Here is a 19,159-nt window from a genome sequence, read left to right as displayed (position 1 = left end):
TCCGGTTTAGGAAGTAGGACATCTTGCTCGACGTCAACGTCTTCGATGAGCTGCGCATCGGCCTGGCAACGGCCGACGACATCCGTGCCTGGTCGCACGGTGAGGTCAAGAAGCCCGAGACCATCAACTACCGCACCCTCAAGCCCGAGAAGGACGGACTCTTCTGCGAGAAGATCTTCGGCCCGACCCGGGACTGGGAGTGCTACTGCGGCAAGTACAAGCGTGTGCGCTTCAAGGGCATCGTCTGCGAGCGCTGCGGTGTCGAGGTCACGCGCTCGAAGGTCCGGCGTGAGCGCATGGGCCACATCGAGCTGGCCGCCCCGGTCACGCACATCTGGTTCTTCAAGGGTGTGCCGTCCCGCCTGGGCTACCTGCTCGACCTCGCCCCGAAGGACCTGGAGAAGGTCATCTACTTCGCGGCCTACATGATCACGTGGGTCGACGACGAGGGCCGGCACGAGGACCTCCCGCGCCTCCAGAACGAGATCGACCTGGAGAAGAAGGAGATCGCGGACCGCCGCGACAACGACATCAACCTTCGGGCCACCAAGCTCGAGAAGGACCTCGCCGAGCTCGAGGCCGAGGGTGCCAAGGCCGATGCACGCCGCAAGGTGCGCGACGCGGCGGAGCGCGAGATGGCCAACCTGCGCAAGCGCGCGGACGGCGAGCTCGACCGCCTCGACACCGTGTGGGACCGCTTCAAGAACCTCAAGGTCGCGGACCTCGAGGGCGACGAGATGCTGTACCGCTCGCTGCAGGACCGCTATGGCACCTACTTCGAGGGCTCGATGGGTGCTTCCGCGATCCAGAAGCGCCTCGAGAGCTTCGACCTGGAGGCCGAGGCCAACAACCTGCGCGAGATCATCCGCACGGGCAAGGGCCAGCGCAAGACCCGCGCCCTGAAGCGCCTCAAGGTCGTCAACGCGTTCCTGACGACGACGAACTCGCCGACCGCGATGGTGCTCGACGCCGTCCCGGTCATCCCGCCGGACCTGCGCCCGATGGTGCAGCTCGACGGTGGCCGGTTCGCGACGTCGGACCTCAACGACCTGTACCGCCGCGTCATCAACCGCAACAACCGCCTCAAGCGGCTGCTCGACCTCGGCGCGCCCGAGATCATCGTGAACAACGAGAAGCGCATGCTCCAGGAGGCCGTGGACTCGCTGTTCGACAACGGCCGTCGTGGCCGCCCGGTCACGGGCCCGGGCAACCGCCCGCTCAAGTCGATCTCGGACATGCTCAAGGGCAAGCAGGGCCGGTTCCGCCAGAACCTGCTCGGCAAGCGTGTCGACTACTCGGGCCGTTCGGTCATCGTCGTCGGCCCGACCCTGAAGCTGCACCAGTGCGGTCTGCCCAAGCAAATGGCGCTCGAGCTGTTCAAGCCGTTCGTGATGAAGCGCCTCGTGGAGCTCAACCACGCGCAGAACATCAAGAGCGCCAAGCGCATGGTCGAGCGCACGCGCTCGGTCGTGTGGGACGTGCTCGAGGAGGTCATCACCGAGCACCCCGTGCTGCTCAACCGTGCCCCCACGCTGCACCGTCTGGGCATCCAGGCGTTCGAGCCGCAGCTGGTCGAGGGCAAGGCCATCCACCTGCACCCGCTCGTGTGCGCCGCGTTCAACGCGGACTTCGACGGTGACCAGATGGCGGTGCACCTGCCGCTGTCCGCCGAGGCCCAGGCCGAGGCGCGCATCCTGATGCTCTCGAGCAACAACATCCTCAAGCCGTCGGACGGCCGCCCGGTGACCATGCCTTCGCAGGACATGATCATCGGTCTGCACCACCTGACGTCGGACCGCCCGGGTGCCAACGGCGAGGGCCGCGTGTTCTCGTCGCAGGCCGAGGCGATCATGGCGTTCGACCGCGGCCAGCTGGACCTCAACGCGACGGTCAAGATCCGCATGTCGGACGTCGTGTTCGAGCCTGGCGAGGAGCCTGAGGGCTGGGAGCCGGACGTCCCGATGCTGTTCGAGACGACGCTCGGCCGCACCCTGTTCAACGAGGCCCTCCCGGTCGACTACCCGTTCCAGAACGGCATCGTCGGCAAGAAGGAGCTCTCGGCGATCGTCAACGACCTCGCCGAGTCGTACCCGAAGGTCGAGGTCGCCGCGGCGCTCGACGCACTGAAGGACGCCGGCTACCGCTGGGCGACCCGCTCGGGCGTCACGATCGCGATCTCCGACGTCGCCATGCCGGGGATCAAGGACTCGATCCTCGACGAGCACGAGCAGCGTGCGCTCAAGGTGCAGCAGCAGTTCGACCGCGGTCTGATCACCGACGACGAGCGCCGTCAGGAGCTCATCGAGATCTGGACCCAGGCCACCGACACGGTCGCCAAGGTCATGCGCGAGAACCTCGAGAGCGACGCCCGCAACACCCTGTACCGCATGGTGTCGTCCGGTGCTCGTGGTAACTGGATGCAGGTCCGCCAGATCGCCGGCATGCGTGGCCTCGTGGCGAACCCGAAGGGCGAGATCATCCCGCGCCCGATCAAGTCCAACTACCGCGAGGGCCTGTCCGTCCTCGAGTACTTCATCGCGTCGCACGGTGCCCGCAAGGGCCTCGCGGACACGGCCCTCCGTACGGCCGACTCGGGCTACCTGACCCGTCGCCTCGTCGACGTGTCGCAGGACGTCATCATCCGTGAGGACGACTGCGGGACCGAGCGCGGCCTCACGCTGCCCGTGGCCGAGCGGATCGGCGACACCCTGGTGCCGCACGCCCGCATCGAGACCTCGATCTACGCCCGCACGCTGGCCGTCGACGTCACCGACGCGGACGGCAACGTGATTGCCCGCGGAGGCGAGGACGCCGGCGACGCCGAGATCGAGGCGCTGCTGGCCGCCGGCATCGAGACCGTCAAGGTCCGCTCGGTGCTCACCTGCGAGTCCCGCGTCGGCACGTGCGCCAAGTGCTACGGCCGCTCGCTGGCCACGGGCAAGCTCGTCGACATCGGCGAGGCCGTCGGCATCATCGCGGCCCAGTCGATCGGTGAGCCCGGCACGCAGCTGACGATGCGTACCTTCCACACCGGTGGTGTCGCCTCGGCCGAGGACATCACGCAGGGTCTGCCCCGCGTGACCGAGCTCTTCGAGGCCCGCACCCCCAAGGGTGAGGCGCCCATCGCTGAGTACACGGGCCGCATCTCCATCGAGGACATGGAGCGCTCGCGCATCCTCGTCCTCACGCCCGACGACGGCTCGGAGGAGCTGCGTTACCAGGTGTCGAAGCGTGCGCGCCTCCTCATCGAGGACGGGCAGCACGTGCAGGTCGGCACCCAGCTGGTCCTGGGCGCGGTGGACCCGAAGAAGGTCCTGCGCATCCTCGGCCCGCGCGCCGCGCAGAAGCACCTGGTGGACGAGGTCCAGGAGACCTACCGCAGCCAGGGCGTGGACATCCACGACAAGCACATCGAGGTCATCGTGCGGCAGATGCTGCGTCGCGTGACCGTGCTGGACTCGGGTGACACGAGGCTGCTGCCGGGCGAGCTCGCCGAGCGCACCCGCTTCGAGGACGCCAACCGCGCCGCCGTGGCGGAGGGCACCCAGCCGGCCTCGGGTCGTCCGGAGCTCATGGGCATCACGAAGGCGTCGCTCGCCACCGACTCGTGGCTCTCGGCCGCCTCCTTCCAGGAGACGACCCGCGTGCTCACCGAGGCGTCGATGAGCGGCCGTCGGGACCCGCTGCTGGGCCTCAAGGAGAACGTCATCATCGGTAAGCTCATCCCCGCCGGCACGGGCCTGCCCCGCTACCGGAACATCGAGGTCGAGCCCACCGAGCAGGCCAAGGCCGAGCTCTACCCGAGCTTCGGCTACGACGAGATCGACTTCCCGACGCTCGGCATGGGCTCGGGCGAGGCGATCCCGCTCGAGGACCTGGACTTCGGCGACTTCCGCTAGACCCCACGGGTCTCCTCGCTTCGCTGCGGGGACCCGCGGGGACCCTTGGCTCCGCTGATCCACACCGCGAGGCGCCCCCGTCGGACGACGACGGGGGCGCCTCGGCGCATCCGGGCGACGCACGTCACACCCGCCGCCTTTTGACCGTTCCCGGGTCGCCGGGTAGTCTTGACGACCGTGCCCGTGCCGTCGTGCGCGCCCTTCGCGGGGCGACGCGATGTGAGCGCGCGGGCATCCCGAGACCCCGCCGCCGGCGTCCTTTGCGACTGCCGTGGCCAGGTCCGGGCCATCGAGCCGGTGGTAAGTGGCGCTGCGGTCCCTCCGTGAGGACTGCGTGCCCCTTGCTGTCCGGCACGCACAGCCTTAAACCACGGCGGGGGCCGACCGGCCTCCGTCAGCTCGAGAAGACGACGGAGACGTAGTGCCTACGATCCAGCAGCTCGTCCGCAAGGGCCGGACCTCGAAGGCCGGGAAGTCGAAGACTCCCGCCCTCAAGGGCTCCCCCCAGCGGCGCGGCGTGTGCACCCGTGTGTACACCACCACCCCTAAGAAGCCGAACTCGGCCCTGCGCAAGGTCGCCCGTGTGAAGCTGTCCTCCGGCGTCGAGGTCACCGCCTACATCCCCGGCGTCGGCCACAACCTGCAGGAGCACTCCATCGTGCTCGTCCGCGGCGGCCGTGTGAAGGACCTCCCGGGTGTCCGTTACAAGATCGTCCGCGGTGCCCTTGACACGCAGGGCGTGAAGAACCGCAAGCAGGCTCGCAGCCGCTACGGCGCCAAGAAGGAGAAGGCCTGATGCCTCGTAAGGGTCCGGCCCCCAAGCGGCCGCTCATCGTCGACCCGGTCTACGGGTCCCCCGTCGTCACCCAGCTGATCAACAAGGTCCTGATGGACGGCAAGAAGTCCACCGCCGAGGCGATCGTCTACGGCGCCCTCGAGGGCGTTCGCACCAAGACGGACCAGGACCCGGTCGTCGTCCTCAAGCGCGCGCTCGAGAACGTCCGTCCGGCCCTCGAGGTGCGGTCCCGCCGTGTCGGTGGCGCCACCTACCAGGTGCCCGTCGAGGTGCGCCCGACGCGCTCGACGACGCTGGCCCTGCGCTGGCTGACCGACTTCTCGCGTGCCCGTCGCGAGAAGACGATGACCGAGCGACTCATGAACGAGATCCTCGACGCCTCGAACGGCCTCGGTGCCGCGGTCAAGCGCCGCGAGGACATGCACAAGATGGCTGAGTCCAACCGCGCGTTCGCCCACTACCGCTGGTAATCGTCGTCGGCCCCGGGGGGCACAACCCCCCGGGGCCGCAGGCGTACCGCCCACTCCACCGACAAGGGGTACACCGTGGCACTTGACGTGCTGACGGACCTGAGCAAGGTCCGGAACATCGGCATCATGGCGCACATCGATGCCGGCAAGACGACGACGACCGAGCGGATCCTCTACTACACCGGCGTCAACTACAAGATCGGCGAGACGCACGACGGTGCGTCGACCACCGACTGGATGGAGCAGGAGCAGGAGCGTGGCATCACGATCACGTCCGCTGCTGTGACCGCCTTCTGGAACAAGGGCAAGTCGAACGAGACGCAGATCAACGTCATCGACACCCCGGGTCACGTGGACTTCACGGTCGAGGTCGAGCGCTCGCTGCGCGTCCTCGACGGTGCGGTTGCCGTCTTCGACGGCAAGGAGGGCGTGGAGCCCCAGTCCGAGACGGTGTGGCGCCAGGCGGACAAGTACGAGGTCCCCCGCATCTGCTTCGTCAACAAGATGGACAAGCTGGGCGCCGACTTCTACTTCACGGTCGACACCATCATCAACCGCCTCAAGGCCCGCCCGCTGGTCATCCAGCTCCCGATCGGTGCCGAGAACGACTTCATCGGCGTCGTCGACCTGGTCGAGATGCGTGCGCTCGTGTGGCGCGGCGAGACCGAGATGGGCGCCAAGTACGAGATCGAGGAGATCCCGGCCGACCTGCAGGAGAAGGCGGAGCAGTACCGCGCCGAGCTCATTGAGGCCGTCGCCGAGACCGACGACGACCTGCTCGAGAAGTTCCTCGGCGGCGAGGACCTCACGCTGGCCGAGATCAAGGCGGGCATCCGCAAGCTCACGGTCGCCGGCGAGGCCTTCCCGGTCCTGTGCGGCTCGGCGTTCAAGAACAAGGGCGTCCAGCCCATGCTCGATGCCGTCGTCGACTACCTGCCGTCGCCCCTCGACGTCCCGGCCATCCAGGGCCACGACGTCAAGGACCACGAGGTCGTCGTCGAGCGCCACCCGGACGCCACGGAGCCGTTCGCGGCCCTCGCGTTCAAGATCGCCGCGCACCCGTTCTTCGGCAAGCTCACCTTCATCCGCGTCTACTCGGGCAAGGTGTCGCAGGGCGCCCAGGTCATGAACTCGACCAAGGGCAAGAAGGAGCGCATCGGCAAGATCTTCCAGATGCACGCCAACAAGGAGAACCCTGTTGACGAGGCGACGGCGGGTCACATCTACGCGTTCATCGGCCTCAAGGACGTCACCACCGGTGACACCCTCAGCGACTCGAACGCACAGGTCATCCTCGAGTCGATGACCTTCCCCGAGCCGGTCATCGACGTGGCCATCGAGCCCAAGACGAAGGCCGACCAGGAGAAGCTCTCGACGGCGATCCAGAAGCTCGCCGAGGAGGACCCGACCTTCCGCGTGAAGCTGGACGAGGAGACCGGCCAGACCGTCATCGGCGGCATGGGCGAGCTCCACCTCGACATCCTCGTCGACCGCATGCGTCGCGAGTTCAAGGTCGAGGCCAACGTCGGCAAGCCGCAGGTCGCCTACCGCGAGACCATCCGCCGCAAGGTCGAGAAGGTCGACTACACGCACAAGAAGCAGACCGGTGGTTCGGGCCAGTTCGCCAAGGTCCAGGTGACCTTCGAGCCGCTCGAGATGGCCGAGGGCGAGCTCTACGAGTTCGTGAACGCCGTCACCGGTGGCCGCATCCCGCGCGAGTACATCCCGTCGGTCGACGCCGGCATCCAGTCCGCGCTGCAGCAGGGTGTCCTCGCGGGCTTCCCGCTCGTGGGCGTCAAGGCAACGCTGATCGACGGTGCGTACCACGAGGTCGACTCGTCCGAGATGGCGTTCAAGATCGCCGGCTCGATGGTCCTCAAGGAGGGCGTCAAGCGGGCGGACCCGGTTCTGCTCGAGCCGGTCATGGCCGTCGAGGTGCGTACGCCCGAGGAGTACATGGGCGACGTGATCGGCGACATCAACTCCCGCCGTGGCATGATCCAGTCCATGGAGGACGCGACCGGCGTCAAGGTCGTGCGCGCCCATGTGCCGCTCAGCGAGATGTTCGGCTACATCGGTGACCTCCGGTCGAAGACCCAGGGTCGCGCGGTGTACTCGATGCAGTTCGACAGCTACGCCGAGGTCCCTCGCAACGTTGCTGACGAGATCATCAAGAAGACCCGGGGCGAGTGAGTCCCCACAGGTCGACCAGCTTCACCATCAACCTGTAGGAAAACCCCCGTCGCCCCGCGGGAGGTAGGCTTTCTAGCCGACTCTCCCCGCAACGTTCGGGAACAACTACCGAGTCCCAGGAGGACCCCAGTGGCTAAGGCCAAGTTCGAGCGGACCAAGCCGCACGTCAACGTCGGCACCATCGGTCACGTCGACCACGGTAAGACGACGCTCACCGCTGCCATCTCCAAGACCCTCGCCGAGAAGTACCCGGCTTCGGAGGGCTTCACCGCCAACAAGGTCGTCGACTTCGACGGCATTGACAAGGCGCCTGAGGAGAAGCAGCGCGGTATCACGATCAACATCTCGCACATCGAGTACGAGACGCCGAACCGTCACTACGCGCACGTCGACGCCCCGGGTCACGCCGACTACATCAAGAACATGATCACGGGTGCCGCTCAGATGGACGGCGCCATCCTCGTGGTCGCCGCCACCGACGGCCCGATGGCCCAGACGCGTGAGCACGTCCTGCTCGCCCGTCAGGTCGGCGTGCCCTACCTGCTCGTGGCACTCAACAAGGCCGACATGGTCGACGACGAGGAGATCCTCGAGCTCGTCGAGATGGAGGTCCGCGAGCTGCTGTCGGCGCAGGGCTTCGACGGTGACGAGGCTCCGGTCGTCCGCGTCTCGGGCCTCAAGGCTCTCGAGGGTGACCCCGAGTGGCAGGAGAAGGTCCTCGAGCTCATGGAGGCCGTTGACAACAACGTCCCCGAGCCGGTTCGTGACCTCGACAAGCCCTTCCTCATGCCGATCGAGGACGTCTTCACGATCACCGGTCGTGGCACCGTCGTCACCGGCAAGGTCGAGCGTGGCGCGCTGAACGTCAACTCCGAGGTCGAGATCGTCGGCATCCGCACCCCGCAGAAGACGACCGTCACGGGCATCGAGACCTTCCACAAGTCGATGGACCAGGCTCAGGCCGGTGACAACACCGGTCTGCTCCTCCGCGGCATCAAGCGCGAGGACGTCGAGCGTGGCCAGGTCGTCGTGAAGCCGGGCTCGATCACCCCGCACACCGACTTCGAGGCGCAGGTCTACATCCTGGGCAAGGACGAGGGCGGCCGTCACAACCCGTTCTACTCGAACTACCGTCCGCAGTTCTACTTCCGCACGACGGACGTCACCGGCGTCATCCAGCTGCCCGAGGGCACCGAGATGGTCATGCCCGGCGACAACACCGAGATGACGGTCCAGCTCATCCAGCCCATCGCCATGGAGGAGGGCCTCGGCTTCGCCATCCGTGAGGGTGGCCGCACGGTCGGTTCGGGCCGTGTCACCAAGATCATCAAGTGATCATCGCTTGACGATCTGGGGCAGCTGAGCTCCTTCGGCACCGCCGGCCGAGGCCGGCAGGCTGAGCGTCCGAGGCCCGGGTTTCCCGCCAGGGGACCCGGGCCTCGGTACGTCGCTGGCGCTGCGTGCAGCGTCACACGCCACCCGGCTTGGGATACGCCAGGCCGTATGGCACACTTGTCAGGTTGCCTGTCACGGGCGCGTTCTTTCTTGTGTCGAACAGTGTGTTGCACCGCAGTCGCGCGGAGCCCCCCGGTACTCGTCTTGTCGAGTGTCCCGGCGGTCCGATAAGCCGGCTGGAGCGGGTCCCCCTCCGATGAGGGGTTCGCGGGGTCGCCGTCTGTTCACACTCTTGAGCGCCCCGCACGACCGAGCTTCCGGTGGGACACACGTCCTCCAGGAGTGGGTTCGGCAGGCCAGACATACGTCGTGGTTGGTCCGATCGGACCGATCACAATTCAACGGCCTCAGGCCTTCGAGCGTGGCGCGCATGCGACACGCCCGAGCGCGGGGGTCGGACAGTAGCGGTTCGAGAGAGAGAGTCAGACGACGCCATGGCGGGACAGAAGATCCGCATCCGGCTCAAGTCCTATGACCACGAGGTCATCGACAGCTCCGCGCGCAAGATCGTCGACACGGTGACGCGCGCGGGTGCGACTGTGGTGGGCCCGGTGCCGCTCCCGACGGAGAAGAACGTCTTCGTCGTGATCCGGTCGCCTCACAAGTACAAGGACAGCCGCGAGCACTTCGAGATGCGCACGCACAAGCGGCTCATCGACATCATCGATCCCACGCCGAAGGCCGTCGACTCGCTCATGCGTATCGACCTGCCTGCCGACGTGAACATCGAGATCAAGCTCTGAGGCAGGTGACTGAGATGAGCAACCTGCAGAAGAACGTGACCGCGGTGCTGGGCACCAAGCTGGGCATGACGCAGCTGTGGGACGAGGCCGGTCGCCTCGTGCCCGTCACGGTCGTTGCGGTGGACACCAACGTGGTGACCCAGGTCCGCACGGCTGAGACCGACGGCTATGCAGCCGTCCAGCTGGCCGCCGGCCAGATCGACCCGCGCAAGGTCACCAAGCCGCTGAAGGGCCACTTCGAGAAGGCCGGCGTGACGCCGCGCCGCCACGTGGCCGAGATCCGGACCGCCGACGCCGCCGAGTACTCGGTCGGCCAGGAGATCACGGCTGCCGCCTTCGAGGCCGGCGCCACGGTCGACGTCGTCGGCACCACCAAGGGCAAGGGCACGGCCGGTGTCATGAAGCGCCACGGCTTCGCCGGCGTGAGCGCCTCGCACGGTTCGCACCGCAACCACCGCAAGCCGGGCTCGATCGGTGGCGCTTCGACGCCGTCGCGCGTGTTCAAGGGCCTGCGCATGGCCGGCCGGATGGGCAACGCCCGTCAGACCACCCAGAACCTGACCGTCCACGCGGTCGACGCCGAGAAGGGTCTGCTGCTCGTCAAGGGCGCGGTGCCCGGCCCCAAGGGTGGCGTCGTCGTCGTCAAGACCGCCGCGAAGGGTGCGTGAATCGCATGACCTCCCTCACCGTTGACGTTCTCGACGCCCAGGGCAAGAAGGCCGGCAAGGCCGAGCTTCCCGCCGAGGTGTTCGACGTCGTCACCAACGTCCCGCTGATCCACCAGGTCGTCGTCGCGCAGCGTGCCGCTGCCCGCCAGGGCACGCACGCCACGAAGACCCGTGGTGAGGTCCGGGGTGGTGGCCGGAAGCCGTACAAGCAGAAGGGCACCGGCCGCGCCCGCCAGGGTTCGACCCGCGCTCCGCAGTTCGCCGGCGGTGGCGTCGTCCACGGCCCGCAGCCGCGCTCGTACGACCAGCGCACCCCGAAGAAGATGAAGGCCGCCGCGCTCCGTGGCGCCCTGTCCGACCGCGCTCGCGCTGGCCGCGTGCACGTCGTCTCCGGCTTCGGCATCGACGGCACCCCGTCGACCAAGACCGCGCTGAAGACCCTGTCGGTCCTGACCGAGCGTCCCCACGTCCTCGTGGTGACCGAGCGTACGGACGAGGCGACGATCCTGTCGCTCCGCAACGTCCCGAGCGTTCACCTGCTCGTCGCCGACCAGCTGAACACGTACGACGTGCTCGTCTCTGACGACGTCGTCTTCACCGAGGGCGCGCTCGCCGCGTTCCTCGAGGGCCCCGCCAAGGGCGCGAAGGCGACCGCCACCGAGACTGAGGCCACCGAGGTGGCCGACAACGCCGCTGAGGAGGCCACGAAGTGACCACCGTGCAGAAGGACCCGCGCGACATCCTGCTCGCGCCGGTCGTCTCCGAGAAGAGCTACGGCCTCCTCGACGAGGGCAAGTACACCTTCGTCGTGGACCCGCGGGCCAACAAGACCGAGATCAAGATCGCGGTCGAGCAGGTCTTCGGCGTCAAGGTCGACTCGGTGAACACGATCAACCGCAAGGGCAAGACGCGTCGCACGCGTTTCGGCCTGGGCAAGCGCAAGGACACGAAGCGCGCGATCGTCACCCTCCGTGAGGGTTCGATCGACATCTTCGGCGGTCCGGTCGGCTGACCCGGACTAAGCAGATCGAGGACTGAATCCCATGGGAATTCGTAAGTACAAGCCGACTACGCCTGGCCGTCGCGGCTCGAGCGTCGCGGACTTCGTCGAGGTCACCCGCTCGCAGCCGGAGAAGTCGCTGGTCCGCCCCCTGTCGAAGACGGGTGGCCGCAACAACTCCGGTCGCATCACGACGCGTCACAAGGGTGGTGGCCACAAGCGCCAGTACCGCGTGATCGACTTCCGTCGTCATGACAAGGACGGCGTGCCCGCCAAGGTCGCTCACATCGAGTACGACCCCAACCGCACGGCGCGCATCGCTCTCCTGCACTACGCGGACGGCGAGAAGCGCTACATCATCGCGCCGAACAAGCTGTCGCAGGGCGACGTGGTCGAGGCCGGTGCCGGCGCCGACATCAAGCCCGGCAACAACCTGCCGCTGCGCAACATCCCGACCGGTACGGTCATCCACGCCATCGAGCTGCGTCCCGGTGGTGGCGCGAAGATCGCCCGCTCGGCTGGTGTCTCCGTCCAGCTCGTCGCCAAGGACGGCCCCTACGCCCAGCTGCGTATGCCCTCCGGTGAGATCCGCAACGTCGACCTGCGCTGCCGCGCGACGGTCGGCGAGGTGGGCAACGCCGAGCAGTCGAACATCAACTGGGGCAAGGCCGGCCGCATGCGCTGGAAGGGCGTCCGCCCGACCGTGCGTGGTGTCGCCATGAACCCGATCGACCACCCGCACGGTGGTGGTGAGGGCAAGACGTCCGGTGGTCGCCACCCGGTGAGCCCGTGGGGCCAGCCGGAGGGCCGTACCCGCCGTCCGAACAAGCCGAGCGACAAGCTGATCGTCCGCCGTCGCCGCACCGGCAAGAAGCGCTGATAAGGAGCCTGGAACATGCCTCGTAGCCTGAAGAAGGGCCCCTTCGTCGACGGACACCTTCAGAAGAAGGTGGACGTGCAGAACGAGAAGGGGACCAAGAACGTCATCAAGACCTGGTCCCGTCGGTCGGTCATCACGCCCGACTTCCTCGGTCACACCTTCGCCGTGCACGACGGTCGCAAGCACACGCCGGTCTTCGTGACCGAGTCGATGGTCGGCCACAAGCTCGGTGAGTTTGCTCCCACGCGGACCTTCCGCGGCCACGTGAAGGACGACAAGAAGGGCCGTCGCCGCTGAGCCTTCGGGCTCGCAGCGACAGCCCCGACTGTCTGAGAAAAGGAAGCAGGACAGCAATGGAAGCCAAGGCGCAGGCGCGGTTCGTCCGCGTGACGCCGATGAAGGCCCGGCGCGTCGTGGACCTCATCCGTGGCAAGCAGGCCGGCGAGGCCGTCGCGGTGCTGAAGTTCGCGCCGCAGGCCGCCGCCGAGCCGGTGCGCAAGGTCGTGGAGTCTGCGATCGCCAACGCCCGGGTGAAGGCCGACCGTGCGAGCGAGCGCTTCGACGAGCAGGAGCTCGTCGTCGCCGCGGCGTTCGTCGACGAGGGCCCGACCCTGAAGCGGTTCCGTCCGCGTGCTCAGGGCCGCGCGGCCCGCGTGCTCAAGCGGACCAGCCACATCACCGTGGTCGTCGCACCGCGCGAGAAGAAGGAAGGGGCCCGATAGTGGGGCAGAAGGTTCACCCGCACGGGTACCGCCTCGGCATCACCACCGACCACCGGTCGCGCTGGTTCGCCGACAGCACCAAGCCCGGTCAGCGGTACCGCGACTACGTCCGTGAGGACGTCCAGATCCGCAAGCTCATGGGCACTGGCCTCGAGCGTGCCGGTATCTCCAAGGTCGAGATCGAGCGCACCCGCGACCGCGTCCGCGTGGACATCCACACGGCGCGTCCGGGCATCGTGATCGGCCGCCGTGGTGCTGAGGCCGACCGCATCCGCGGCGAGCTCGAGAAGCTCACGGGCAAGCAGGTCCAGCTCAACATCCTCGAGGTCAAGAACGCGGAGCTCGACTCGCAGCTGGTTGCTCAGGGCATCGCCGAGCAGCTCGCCAGCCGCGTGTCCTTCCGTCGCGCCATGCGCAAGGGCATGCAGTCCGCGCAGCGCGCCGGCGCCAAGGGCATCCGTGTCCAGGTCGCGGGCCGTCTGGGCGGCGCCGAGATGAGCCGGTCGGAGTTCTACCGCGAAGGTCGTGTGCCGCTGCACACGCTCCGCGCGAACATCGACTACGGCTTCTACGAGGCGCGCACGACCTTCGGCCGCATCGGCGTGAAGGTCTGGATCTACAAGGGCGACATCACCGAAAAGGAGTTCGCCGCTCAGCAGGCCGTTGCTGCTCCGCGTCAGGGCCGTGGCCCGCGCGCCGAGCGCGGTGGTGAGCGTGGTGGTGAGCGTGGTGGCGAGCGCCGTGGCGGTCGCCGCAACGAGCGTTCGGCCGCCCCGTCGACCGAGGCCACCGAGGCCCCGGCCGCCGAGGCGCCGGCTGAGACCGGAACGGAGGCCTGAGCATGCTGATTCCTCGCAGGCTCAAGCACCGCAAGCAGCACCACCCTGGCCGCTCCGGCGCGTCGAAGGGTGGCAACACGATCGCGTTCGGCGAGTTCGGCATCCAGGCTCTCGAGCCCGCCTATGTCACGAACCGCCAGATCGAGGCTGCTCGTATCGCGATGACCCGCCACATCAAGCGTGGCGGCAAGGTCTGGATCAACATCTACCCGGACCGTCCGCTGACCAAGAAGCCCGCCGAGACCCGCATGGGTTCCGGTAAGGGCTCGCCCGAGTGGTGGGTCGCCAACGTCAAGCCCGGCCGCATCGTCTTCGAGCTGGCCGGCGTCCCGGAGCCCCTGGCTCGTGAGGCCATGCGCCGCGCGATCCACAAGCTCCCGATGAAGTGCCGTTTCGTGGTGCGCGAGGGTGGTGCGATCTGATGGCTATCGGTACGAAGGGGCTTGCCCCGACCGACCTGGACGGCTTCGACGACGAGAAGCTCGTCGCCGAGCTGAAGAAGGCCAAGGAGGAGCTCTTCAACCTCCGCTTCCAGTCGGCCACCGGCCAGCTGGAGTCGCACGGCCGCATCAAGGCCGTCAAGCGCGACATCGCGCGGATCTACACGATCCTGCGCGAGCGCGAGCTCGGCATCCGTACGGCTCCGAGCGCTGAGTGAGGCAGAGATGAGCAACGAGACGACTGAGTCGACCACCGCCGACCGTGGCATCCGCAAGGTGCGCCGCGGCTACGTGGTCAGCGACAAGATGGACAAGACCATCGTGGTCGAGGTCGAGGACCGGGTGAAGCACCCGCTCTACGGCAAGGTCATGCGTCGCACGACCAAGGTCAAGGCCCACGACGAGCAGAACTCCGCCGGCATCGGCGACCTCGTCGTGATCATGGAGACCCGCCCGCTGTCCGCGACCAAGCGGTGGCGCCTGGTGGAGATCCTCGAGAAGGCCAAGTGACCTTCACCAGGAAGTGATCTGCGTCGCCCGGGTCTCCATCGGGGGCCCGGGCGGCGTAGACTCTCCGATCGGCCTGCCTGCGGCGTGACACACGTATGCGCGTGGGTGGCCAAACCCCATCAATCCGTTCGGCCAGGCTCATGCGGGCACCTTAGTGCGCGCGAGAGAACCAGCTCGACGACAGGAGCATTTGAATGATCCAGCAGGAGTCGCGACTCCGGGTCGCCGACAACACGGGTGCGAAGGAAATTCTCTGCATCCGCGTTCTCGGTGGTTCCGGCCGTCGCTACGCCGGTATCGGTGACGTCATCGTCGCCACCGTCAAGGACGCGATCCCGGGCGGCAACGTGAAGAAGGGCGACGTCATCAAGGCGGTCGTCGTCCGGACCGCCAAGGAGCGCCGTCGTCCCGACGGTTCCTACATCAAGTTCGACGAGAACGCCGCCGTCATCCTCAAGAACGACGGTGAGCCTCGTGGCACCCGCATCTTCGGTCCGGTCGGTCGCGAGCTTCGCGACAAGAAGTTCATGAAGATCATCTCGCTCGCGCCGGAGGTGCTCTGACCATGGCCAAGATCAAGAAGGGCGACCAGGTCGTCGTCATCACCGGTCGTGACAAGGGCAAGACCGGCCGCGTGCTCGAGGTCCTCAAGGACTCCGACCGCCTCGTGGTCGAGGGCGTCCAGCGTGTGACCAAGCACGAGAAGGCCGGCCAGACCGCCCGCGGCACCCGCACTGGTGGCATCGAGACCGTCGAGGCCCCGATCCACGTCTCCAACGTCATGCTCGTCGACCCGGAGACCAAGAAGGGCACCCGCGTCGGCTTCCGCATCGAGCAGGTCGAGCGCGACGGCAAGACCAAGACGGTTCGCGTGCGCATCGCGAAGCGCTCCGGGAAGGACATCTGATGACCGAGACGACTCTCGAGGCCCCGGCCCTGCCGCGCCTCAAGCAGAAGTACCGCGAGGAGATCCTGGCCGGGCTGCGCGAGGAGTTCGGCTACGCGAACGTCACCCTGGTCCCCGGTCTGACGAAGATCGTCGTGAACATGGGTGTCGGCGACGCCGCCAAGGACTCGAAGCTCATCGAGGGCGCGATCCGCGACCTGACCGCGATCACCGGTCAGAAGCCGCAGGTCACCAAGGCGCGCAAGTCCATCGCTCAGTTCAAGCTGCGCGAGGGCATGCCGATCGGCGCCCACGTGACGCTGCGCGGTGACCGCATGTGGGAGTTCCTCGACCGTCTGCTGTCGATCGCCCTGCCCCGAATCCGTGACTTCCGCGGTCTGTCGGCCAAGCAGTTCGACGGCCACGGCAACTACACGTTCGGCCTCACGGAGCAGTCGATGTTCCACGAGATCGACCAGGACAGGATCGACCGCGTCCGCGGTATGGACATCACGGTCGTGACCACGGCGAACACCGACGACGAGGGCCGTTCGCTGCTTCGCCGTCTCGGCTTCCCCTTCAAGGAGGAGAACTGACATGGCGAAGAAGGCCCTGATCAACAAGGCCGCCGCGAAGCCCAAGTTCGCGGTCCGCGCCTACACGCGGTGCCAGCGCTGCGGCCGACCGCACTCGGTCTACCGCAAGTTCGGCCTGTGCCGTATCTGCGTCCGGGAGATGGCCCACCGCGGCGAGCTCCCCGGCGTCACCAAGAGCAGCTGGTAATCACCACGACGTCGTAGGTCCGCCCGGGACCCGAGGACAAGTTCCCCGAGAGCCGAGTGGAAACCGCGACGAGGAAGGGCAAGAGCCCAGATGACGATGACTGACCCGATCGCAGACATGCTGACGCGTCTGCGGAACGCCAACTCGGCGCATCACGACACCGTGACGATGCCGTCCTCCAAGCTGAAGCTCCACATCGCGGAGATCCTTCAGAAGGAGGGCTACATCACCGGTTTCGTCGTTGAGGACGCGAAGGTGGGCAAGAACCTCACCATCACCCTGAAGTACGGCCAGAACCGCGAGCGTGCCCTGGCGGGCATCCGCCGCATCTCGAAGCCGGGTCTTCGCAAGTACGCGAAGTCGACGGAGCTCCCCAAGGTCCTCGGTGGCCTCGGTGTCGCGATCCTGTCGACCTCCTCCGGCCTCCTCACCGACCGCCAGGCTCAGGCCAAGGGCGTCGGTGGCGAGGTCCTCGCCTACGTCTGGTAATCAGGAAGGGAGATACAAGCCATGTCTCGAATCGGCAAGATCCCCGTCCCGGTTCCCGCCGGCGTGGACGTCACCATCTCGGGTGCGCTCGTCACGATCAAGGGTCCCAAGGGTTCCCTCGAGCACCGCGTGCCCGCCCCCATCACGGTCGCCCAGGACGACGCCACGCTCGTGGTGTCGCGTCCCGACGACGAGCGTGAGTCCCGTGCGCTGCACGGTCTGACCCGCACGCTGCTGGCGAACATCGTCACCGGTGTCACGCAGGGCTACGAGAAGAAGCTCGAGATCGTCGGCACGGGTTACCGCGTCACGGCCAAGGGCTCCGACCTCGAGTTCGCCCTCGGCTTCAGCCACCCGGTGATCGTGCAGGCCCCCACGGGCATCACGTTCGCCGTCGAGACCCCCACCAAGTTCTCGGTGGCCGGTATCGACAAGCAGCAGGTCGGCGAGGTCGCGGCGAACATCCGCAAGATCCGCAAGCCCGAGCCGTACAAGGGCAAGGGTGTGCGATACGCCGGCGAGGTCGTCCGCCGCAAGGTCGGAAAGGCTGGTAAGTGATGGCTATCAAGATCCTGGGCAAGGGCAAGGCCGTTGCTCGTCAGCGCCGCCACCTGCGTCTGCGCAAGAAGATCACCGGCAGCGCGGTTCGCCCCCGCCTGGTCGTGACGCGCTCGAACCGCCACATGGTGGCTCAGATCGTCGACGACACCGTGGGCAAGACTGTCGCGTCCGCATCGACCCTCGAGGCCGACCTGCGCGCCTTCGACGGCGACAAGGTGGCCAAGGCCCGCAAGGTCGGCGAGCTCGTCGCTGCGCGTGCCAAGGCTGCCGGCGTCGAGTCCGTGGTCTTCGACCGCGGCGGCAACAAGTACCACGGTCGGGTGGCTGCGGTCGCCGACGGTGCCCGCGAGGCAGGTCTGGCGCTGTGATGACGATCAACGCACGGAAGATGAGGAACCTCTGATGGCTGCAGGGCAGCGCACCGGCGCCCCCCAGGGCGCCAACGAGTCCACCGACGGCCGTCGCAGCAACCGCCGCGACGACCGCCGCAACGACCGCCGCGAGGCGGAGAAGAGCGCCTTCGTCGAGCGCGTCGTGACGATCAACCGCGTCTCGAAGGTCGTCAAGGGTGGTCGCCGCTTCAGCTTTACCGCGCTCGTCGTGGTGGGCGATGGTGACGGCACCGTCGGCGTCGGCTACGGCAAGGCCAAGGAGGTGCCCGCGGCGATCGCCAAGGGTGTGGAGGAGGCGAAGAAGAACTTCTTCCGCGTCCCCCGTATCCAGGGCACCATCCCGCACCCCACCCAGGGTGAGGCCGCCGCCGGTGTCGTGTTCCTGCGTCCGGCATCGCCGGGTACCGGTGTGATCGCCGGTGGTCCGGTCCGCGCCGTCCTGGAGTGCGCCGGCATCCACGACGTGCTGAGCAAGTCGCTCGGCTCGTCGAACTCGATCAACATCGTGCACGCCACGGTCGCGGCGCTCAAGCAGCTCGAGGAGCCGGCCGCCGTGGCCGCGCGCCGCGGGCTGCCCCTCGAGGACGTGGCCCCGGCCGCGCTCCTGCGCGCCCAGGCCGCCGGCCTGGCCGCGAAGAAGGACGCCGAGAAGGTGGGTGCGTGATGGCTCGTCTCAAGGTGACCCAGACCAAGTCCGCCATCGGCGGCAAGAAGAACCAGCGCGAGACGCTGCGGACCCTGGGCCTCAAGCGGATCGGTGACACCGCCGTCAAGGAGGACCGTCCCGAGATCCGCGGCATGGTCAACACGGTCTCGCACCTGGTGACCGTCGAGGAGGTCGACTGATCATGGCCGAGGCCAAGAAGAAGACCGAGGAGGCTGTGGCCGAGACCTCGGTCAAGCCCCTGAAGGTCCACCACCTGCGTCCGGCCCCCGGTGCCAAGACCGCCAAGACCCGTGTGGGTCGCGGTGAGGGCTCCAAGGGCAAGACGGCGGGCCGCGGTACCAAGGGTACGAAGGCTCGCTACCAGGTGCCCCAGCGCTTCGAGGGCGGGCAGATGCCTCTGCACATGCGCCTCCCGAAGCTGCGCGGGTTCAAGAACCCGTTCCGTGTCGAGTACCAGGTCGTGAACCTGGACAAGCTCGCCGAGCTGTACCCCGAGGGTGGCTCCGTCACCGTCGAGGACCTCGTCGCCAAGGGCGCGGTCCGCAAGGGTCAGCTGGTCAAGCTGCTCGGCACCGGTGAGATCACCGTCAAGCTGGACGTCGCGGTGGACGCGCTGTCCGGCTCCGCCAAGGACAAGATCCTGGCGGCCGGCGGTTCGGTCTCGGAGGACTGAGAAGGTCATGCAGGGCCGGAGGCGCGGTTGGCGCCCCCGGCCCTGCGTGCTGTCACGGCGTGAGGATGGTGGCGAGGGCACCCCCTGATCCAC

General features: G+C 67.4%; 26 protein-coding genes. All 26 read left to right on the top strand.

Going from position 1 to position 19,159, the window contains the following annotated elements:
- Nucleotides 1-23 precede the first annotated feature (23 nt).
- The 26 genes from ACO4JP_RS16440 to rplO all read left to right on the top strand — a co-directional run bounded on the left by ACO4JP_RS16440 (nucleotide 24) and on the right by rplO (nucleotide 19,066).
- On the top strand, nucleotides 24-3,899 hold the full coding sequence (locus tag ACO4JP_RS16440) for a DNA-directed RNA polymerase subunit beta' (RefSeq protein WP_425955047.1): 3,876 nt from the start codon (nucleotides 24-26) through the stop codon (nucleotides 3,897-3,899).
- Between the two features lie 421 nt (nucleotides 3,900-4,320).
- Nucleotides 4,321-4,695, top strand: a complete 375-nt coding sequence (rpsL, locus tag ACO4JP_RS16435; protein WP_425955046.1) for a 30S ribosomal protein S12 — start codon at nucleotides 4,321-4,323, stop codon at nucleotides 4,693-4,695.
- Nucleotides 4,695-5,165, top strand: coding sequence for a 30S ribosomal protein S7 (rpsG, locus tag ACO4JP_RS16430; RefSeq protein WP_425955045.1), 471 nt, complete (start codon nucleotides 4,695-4,697; stop codon nucleotides 5,163-5,165). The genes rpsL and rpsG overlap by 1 nt, the downstream gene beginning before the upstream one ends.
- A gap of 75 nt (nucleotides 5,166-5,240) precedes the next feature.
- Nucleotides 5,241-7,358, top strand: coding sequence for an elongation factor G (gene fusA, locus ACO4JP_RS16425; RefSeq protein ID WP_425955044.1), 2,118 nt, complete (start codon nucleotides 5,241-5,243; stop codon nucleotides 7,356-7,358).
- A 129-nt stretch (nucleotides 7,359-7,487) separates the two neighbouring features.
- Nucleotides 7,488-8,693 carry an elongation factor Tu gene (gene tuf / locus ACO4JP_RS16420; RefSeq protein WP_425955043.1) on the top strand — a complete coding sequence of 402 codons (1,206 nt, stop codon included), beginning with the start codon at nucleotides 7,488-7,490 and terminating at the stop codon, nucleotides 8,691-8,693.
- Between the two features lie 554 nt (nucleotides 8,694-9,247).
- Nucleotides 9,248-9,556 (top strand): 30S ribosomal protein S10, encoded by a 309-nt coding sequence (gene rpsJ / locus ACO4JP_RS16415; protein WP_012877409.1) that lies wholly within the window; start codon nucleotides 9,248-9,250, stop codon nucleotides 9,554-9,556.
- Between the two features lie 14 nt (nucleotides 9,557-9,570).
- Nucleotides 9,571-10,224 carry a 50S ribosomal protein L3 gene (gene rplC, locus ACO4JP_RS16410; RefSeq protein WP_425955042.1) on the top strand — a complete coding sequence of 218 codons (654 nt, stop codon included), beginning with the start codon at nucleotides 9,571-9,573 and terminating at the stop codon, nucleotides 10,222-10,224.
- Nucleotides 10,225-10,229: 5 nt separating this feature from the next.
- A complete protein-coding gene (gene rplD, locus ACO4JP_RS16405; protein WP_425955041.1) occupies nucleotides 10,230-10,937 on the top strand; it encodes a 50S ribosomal protein L4 in 708 nt (235 codons plus the stop codon).
- On the top strand, nucleotides 10,934-11,236 hold the full coding sequence (gene rplW, locus ACO4JP_RS16400; protein WP_129187596.1) for a 50S ribosomal protein L23: 303 nt from the start codon (nucleotides 10,934-10,936) through the stop codon (nucleotides 11,234-11,236). Before rplD ends, rplW begins: the two co-directional genes overlap by 4 nt.
- Nucleotides 11,237-11,267: 31 nt before the next feature.
- Entirely contained in the window at nucleotides 11,268-12,104 is an 837-nt protein-coding gene (gene rplB, locus ACO4JP_RS16395; protein WP_425955040.1) for a 50S ribosomal protein L2, read from the top strand.
- A 15-nt stretch (nucleotides 12,105-12,119) separates the two neighbouring features.
- Nucleotides 12,120-12,401, top strand: coding sequence for a 30S ribosomal protein S19 (gene rpsS, locus ACO4JP_RS16390; protein WP_012867940.1), 282 nt, complete (start codon nucleotides 12,120-12,122; stop codon nucleotides 12,399-12,401).
- 56 nt (nucleotides 12,402-12,457) lie between these two features.
- Nucleotides 12,458-12,826 carry a 50S ribosomal protein L22 gene (gene rplV, locus ACO4JP_RS16385; RefSeq protein WP_129205582.1) on the top strand — a complete coding sequence of 123 codons (369 nt, stop codon included), beginning with the start codon at nucleotides 12,458-12,460 and terminating at the stop codon, nucleotides 12,824-12,826.
- Nucleotides 12,826-13,665: a 30S ribosomal protein S3 gene (rpsC, locus tag ACO4JP_RS16380; protein WP_425955039.1), complete on the top strand. Its 840-nt coding sequence runs from the start codon at nucleotides 12,826-12,828 to the stop codon at nucleotides 13,663-13,665. Before rplV ends, rpsC begins: the two co-directional genes overlap by 1 nt.
- Nucleotides 13,666-13,667: 2 nt before the next feature.
- Nucleotides 13,668-14,087 (top strand): 50S ribosomal protein L16, encoded by a 420-nt coding sequence (gene rplP / locus ACO4JP_RS16375; protein WP_425955038.1) that lies wholly within the window; start codon nucleotides 13,668-13,670, stop codon nucleotides 14,085-14,087.
- Entirely contained in the window at nucleotides 14,087-14,323 is a 237-nt protein-coding gene (gene rpmC, locus ACO4JP_RS16370) for a 50S ribosomal protein L29 (RefSeq protein ID WP_130416551.1), read from the top strand. Before rplP ends, rpmC begins: the two co-directional genes overlap by 1 nt.
- 7 nt (nucleotides 14,324-14,330) lie before the next feature.
- Entirely contained in the window at nucleotides 14,331-14,615 is a 285-nt protein-coding gene (gene rpsQ / locus ACO4JP_RS16365; RefSeq protein WP_425955037.1) for a 30S ribosomal protein S17, read from the top strand.
- Nucleotides 14,616-14,809: 194 nt separating this feature from the next.
- Complete coding sequence (gene rplN / locus ACO4JP_RS16360; protein WP_129187604.1) at nucleotides 14,810-15,178, top strand: 50S ribosomal protein L14; 369 nt, start codon at nucleotides 14,810-14,812, stop codon at nucleotides 15,176-15,178.
- A gap of 2 nt (nucleotides 15,179-15,180) precedes the next feature.
- Nucleotides 15,181-15,522 (top strand): 50S ribosomal protein L24, encoded by a 342-nt coding sequence (gene rplX / locus ACO4JP_RS16355; RefSeq protein ID WP_425955036.1) that lies wholly within the window; start codon nucleotides 15,181-15,183, stop codon nucleotides 15,520-15,522.
- Nucleotides 15,522-16,097: a 50S ribosomal protein L5 gene (gene rplE, locus ACO4JP_RS16350; RefSeq protein ID WP_425955035.1), complete on the top strand. Its 576-nt coding sequence runs from the start codon at nucleotides 15,522-15,524 to the stop codon at nucleotides 16,095-16,097. Before rplX ends, rplE begins: the two co-directional genes overlap by 1 nt.
- Before the next feature lies 1 nt (nucleotide 16,098).
- Complete coding sequence (locus ACO4JP_RS16345) at nucleotides 16,099-16,284, top strand: type Z 30S ribosomal protein S14 (protein WP_012877422.1); 186 nt, start codon at nucleotides 16,099-16,101, stop codon at nucleotides 16,282-16,284.
- Between the two features lie 90 nt (nucleotides 16,285-16,374).
- On the top strand, nucleotides 16,375-16,773 hold the full coding sequence (rpsH, locus tag ACO4JP_RS16340; RefSeq protein ID WP_425955034.1) for a 30S ribosomal protein S8: 399 nt from the start codon (nucleotides 16,375-16,377) through the stop codon (nucleotides 16,771-16,773).
- Nucleotides 16,774-16,794: 21 nt separating this feature from the next.
- On the top strand, nucleotides 16,795-17,331 hold the full coding sequence (gene rplF / locus ACO4JP_RS16335; protein ID WP_425955033.1) for a 50S ribosomal protein L6: 537 nt from the start codon (nucleotides 16,795-16,797) through the stop codon (nucleotides 17,329-17,331).
- On the top strand, nucleotides 17,331-17,702 hold the full coding sequence (rplR, locus tag ACO4JP_RS16330) for a 50S ribosomal protein L18 (protein WP_425955032.1): 372 nt from the start codon (nucleotides 17,331-17,333) through the stop codon (nucleotides 17,700-17,702). The genes rplF and rplR overlap by 1 nt, the downstream gene beginning before the upstream one ends.
- A 34-nt stretch (nucleotides 17,703-17,736) precedes the next feature.
- Nucleotides 17,737-18,390 carry a 30S ribosomal protein S5 gene (gene rpsE, locus ACO4JP_RS16325; protein ID WP_425955031.1) on the top strand — a complete coding sequence of 218 codons (654 nt, stop codon included), beginning with the start codon at nucleotides 17,737-17,739 and terminating at the stop codon, nucleotides 18,388-18,390.
- The gene (rpmD, locus tag ACO4JP_RS16320; RefSeq protein WP_012877427.1) at nucleotides 18,390-18,572 is read left to right on the top strand and encodes a 50S ribosomal protein L30; all 183 of its coding nucleotides are present in this window, start codon (nucleotides 18,390-18,392) and stop codon (nucleotides 18,570-18,572) included. Before rpsE ends, rpmD begins: the two co-directional genes overlap by 1 nt.
- 2 nt (nucleotides 18,573-18,574) lie before the next feature.
- The gene (rplO, locus tag ACO4JP_RS16315; protein ID WP_425955030.1) at nucleotides 18,575-19,066 is read left to right on the top strand and encodes a 50S ribosomal protein L15; all 492 of its coding nucleotides are present in this window, start codon (nucleotides 18,575-18,577) and stop codon (nucleotides 19,064-19,066) included.
- Nucleotides 19,067-19,159 lie beyond the last annotated feature (93 nt).

The organism is Xylanimonas sp. McL0601 (genome assembly GCF_049852175.1).
GTDB lineage: Bacteria > Actinomycetota > Actinomycetes > Actinomycetales > Cellulomonadaceae > Xylanimonas.
Note: the sequence above shows the minus strand (reverse complement) of the source record. Positions and strands in the feature narration are given on the sequence as shown.

Coding starts and splice junctions, on each gene's coding strand:
- rpsH (WP_425955034.1), top strand. CDS start 16,375: ATGACGATGACTGACCCGATCGCAGACATGCTGACGCGTCTGCGGAAC.
- rpsE (WP_425955031.1), top strand. CDS start 17,737: ATGGCTGCAGGGCAGCGCACCGGCGCCCCCCAGGGCGCCAACGAGTCC.
- rpmD (WP_012877427.1), top strand. CDS start 18,390: ATGGCTCGTCTCAAGGTGACCCAGACCAAGTCCGCCATCGGCGGCAAG.
- rplE (WP_425955035.1), top strand. CDS start 15,522: ATGACCGAGACGACTCTCGAGGCCCCGGCCCTGCCGCGCCTCAAGCAG.
- rplO (WP_425955030.1), top strand. CDS start 18,575: ATGGCCGAGGCCAAGAAGAAGACCGAGGAGGCTGTGGCCGAGACCTCG.
- rplB (WP_425955040.1), top strand. CDS start 11,268: ATGGGAATTCGTAAGTACAAGCCGACTACGCCTGGCCGTCGCGGCTCG.
- rplF (WP_425955033.1), top strand. CDS start 16,795: ATGTCTCGAATCGGCAAGATCCCCGTCCCGGTTCCCGCCGGCGTGGAC.
- rpsQ (WP_425955037.1), top strand. CDS start 14,331: ATGAGCAACGAGACGACTGAGTCGACCACCGCCGACCGTGGCATCCGC.
- rplR (WP_425955032.1), top strand. CDS start 17,331: ATGGCTATCAAGATCCTGGGCAAGGGCAAGGCCGTTGCTCGTCAGCGC.
- rplD (WP_425955041.1), top strand. CDS start 10,230: ATGACCTCCCTCACCGTTGACGTTCTCGACGCCCAGGGCAAGAAGGCC.
- rpsS (WP_012867940.1), top strand. CDS start 12,120: ATGCCTCGTAGCCTGAAGAAGGGCCCCTTCGTCGACGGACACCTTCAG.
- rpmC (WP_130416551.1), top strand. CDS start 14,087: ATGGCTATCGGTACGAAGGGGCTTGCCCCGACCGACCTGGACGGCTTC.
- rplC (WP_425955042.1), top strand. CDS start 9,571: ATGAGCAACCTGCAGAAGAACGTGACCGCGGTGCTGGGCACCAAGCTG.
- rplP (WP_425955038.1), top strand. CDS start 13,668: ATGCTGATTCCTCGCAGGCTCAAGCACCGCAAGCAGCACCACCCTGGC.
- rpsJ (WP_012877409.1), top strand. CDS start 9,248: ATGGCGGGACAGAAGATCCGCATCCGGCTCAAGTCCTATGACCACGAG.
- rpsG (WP_425955045.1), top strand. CDS start 4,695: ATGCCTCGTAAGGGTCCGGCCCCCAAGCGGCCGCTCATCGTCGACCCG.
- rplX (WP_425955036.1), top strand. CDS start 15,181: ATGGCCAAGATCAAGAAGGGCGACCAGGTCGTCGTCATCACCGGTCGT.
- rplN (WP_129187604.1), top strand. CDS start 14,810: ATGATCCAGCAGGAGTCGCGACTCCGGGTCGCCGACAACACGGGTGCG.
- ACO4JP_RS16345 (WP_012877422.1), top strand. CDS start 16,099: ATGGCGAAGAAGGCCCTGATCAACAAGGCCGCCGCGAAGCCCAAGTTC.
- rplV (WP_129205582.1), top strand. CDS start 12,458: ATGGAAGCCAAGGCGCAGGCGCGGTTCGTCCGCGTGACGCCGATGAAG.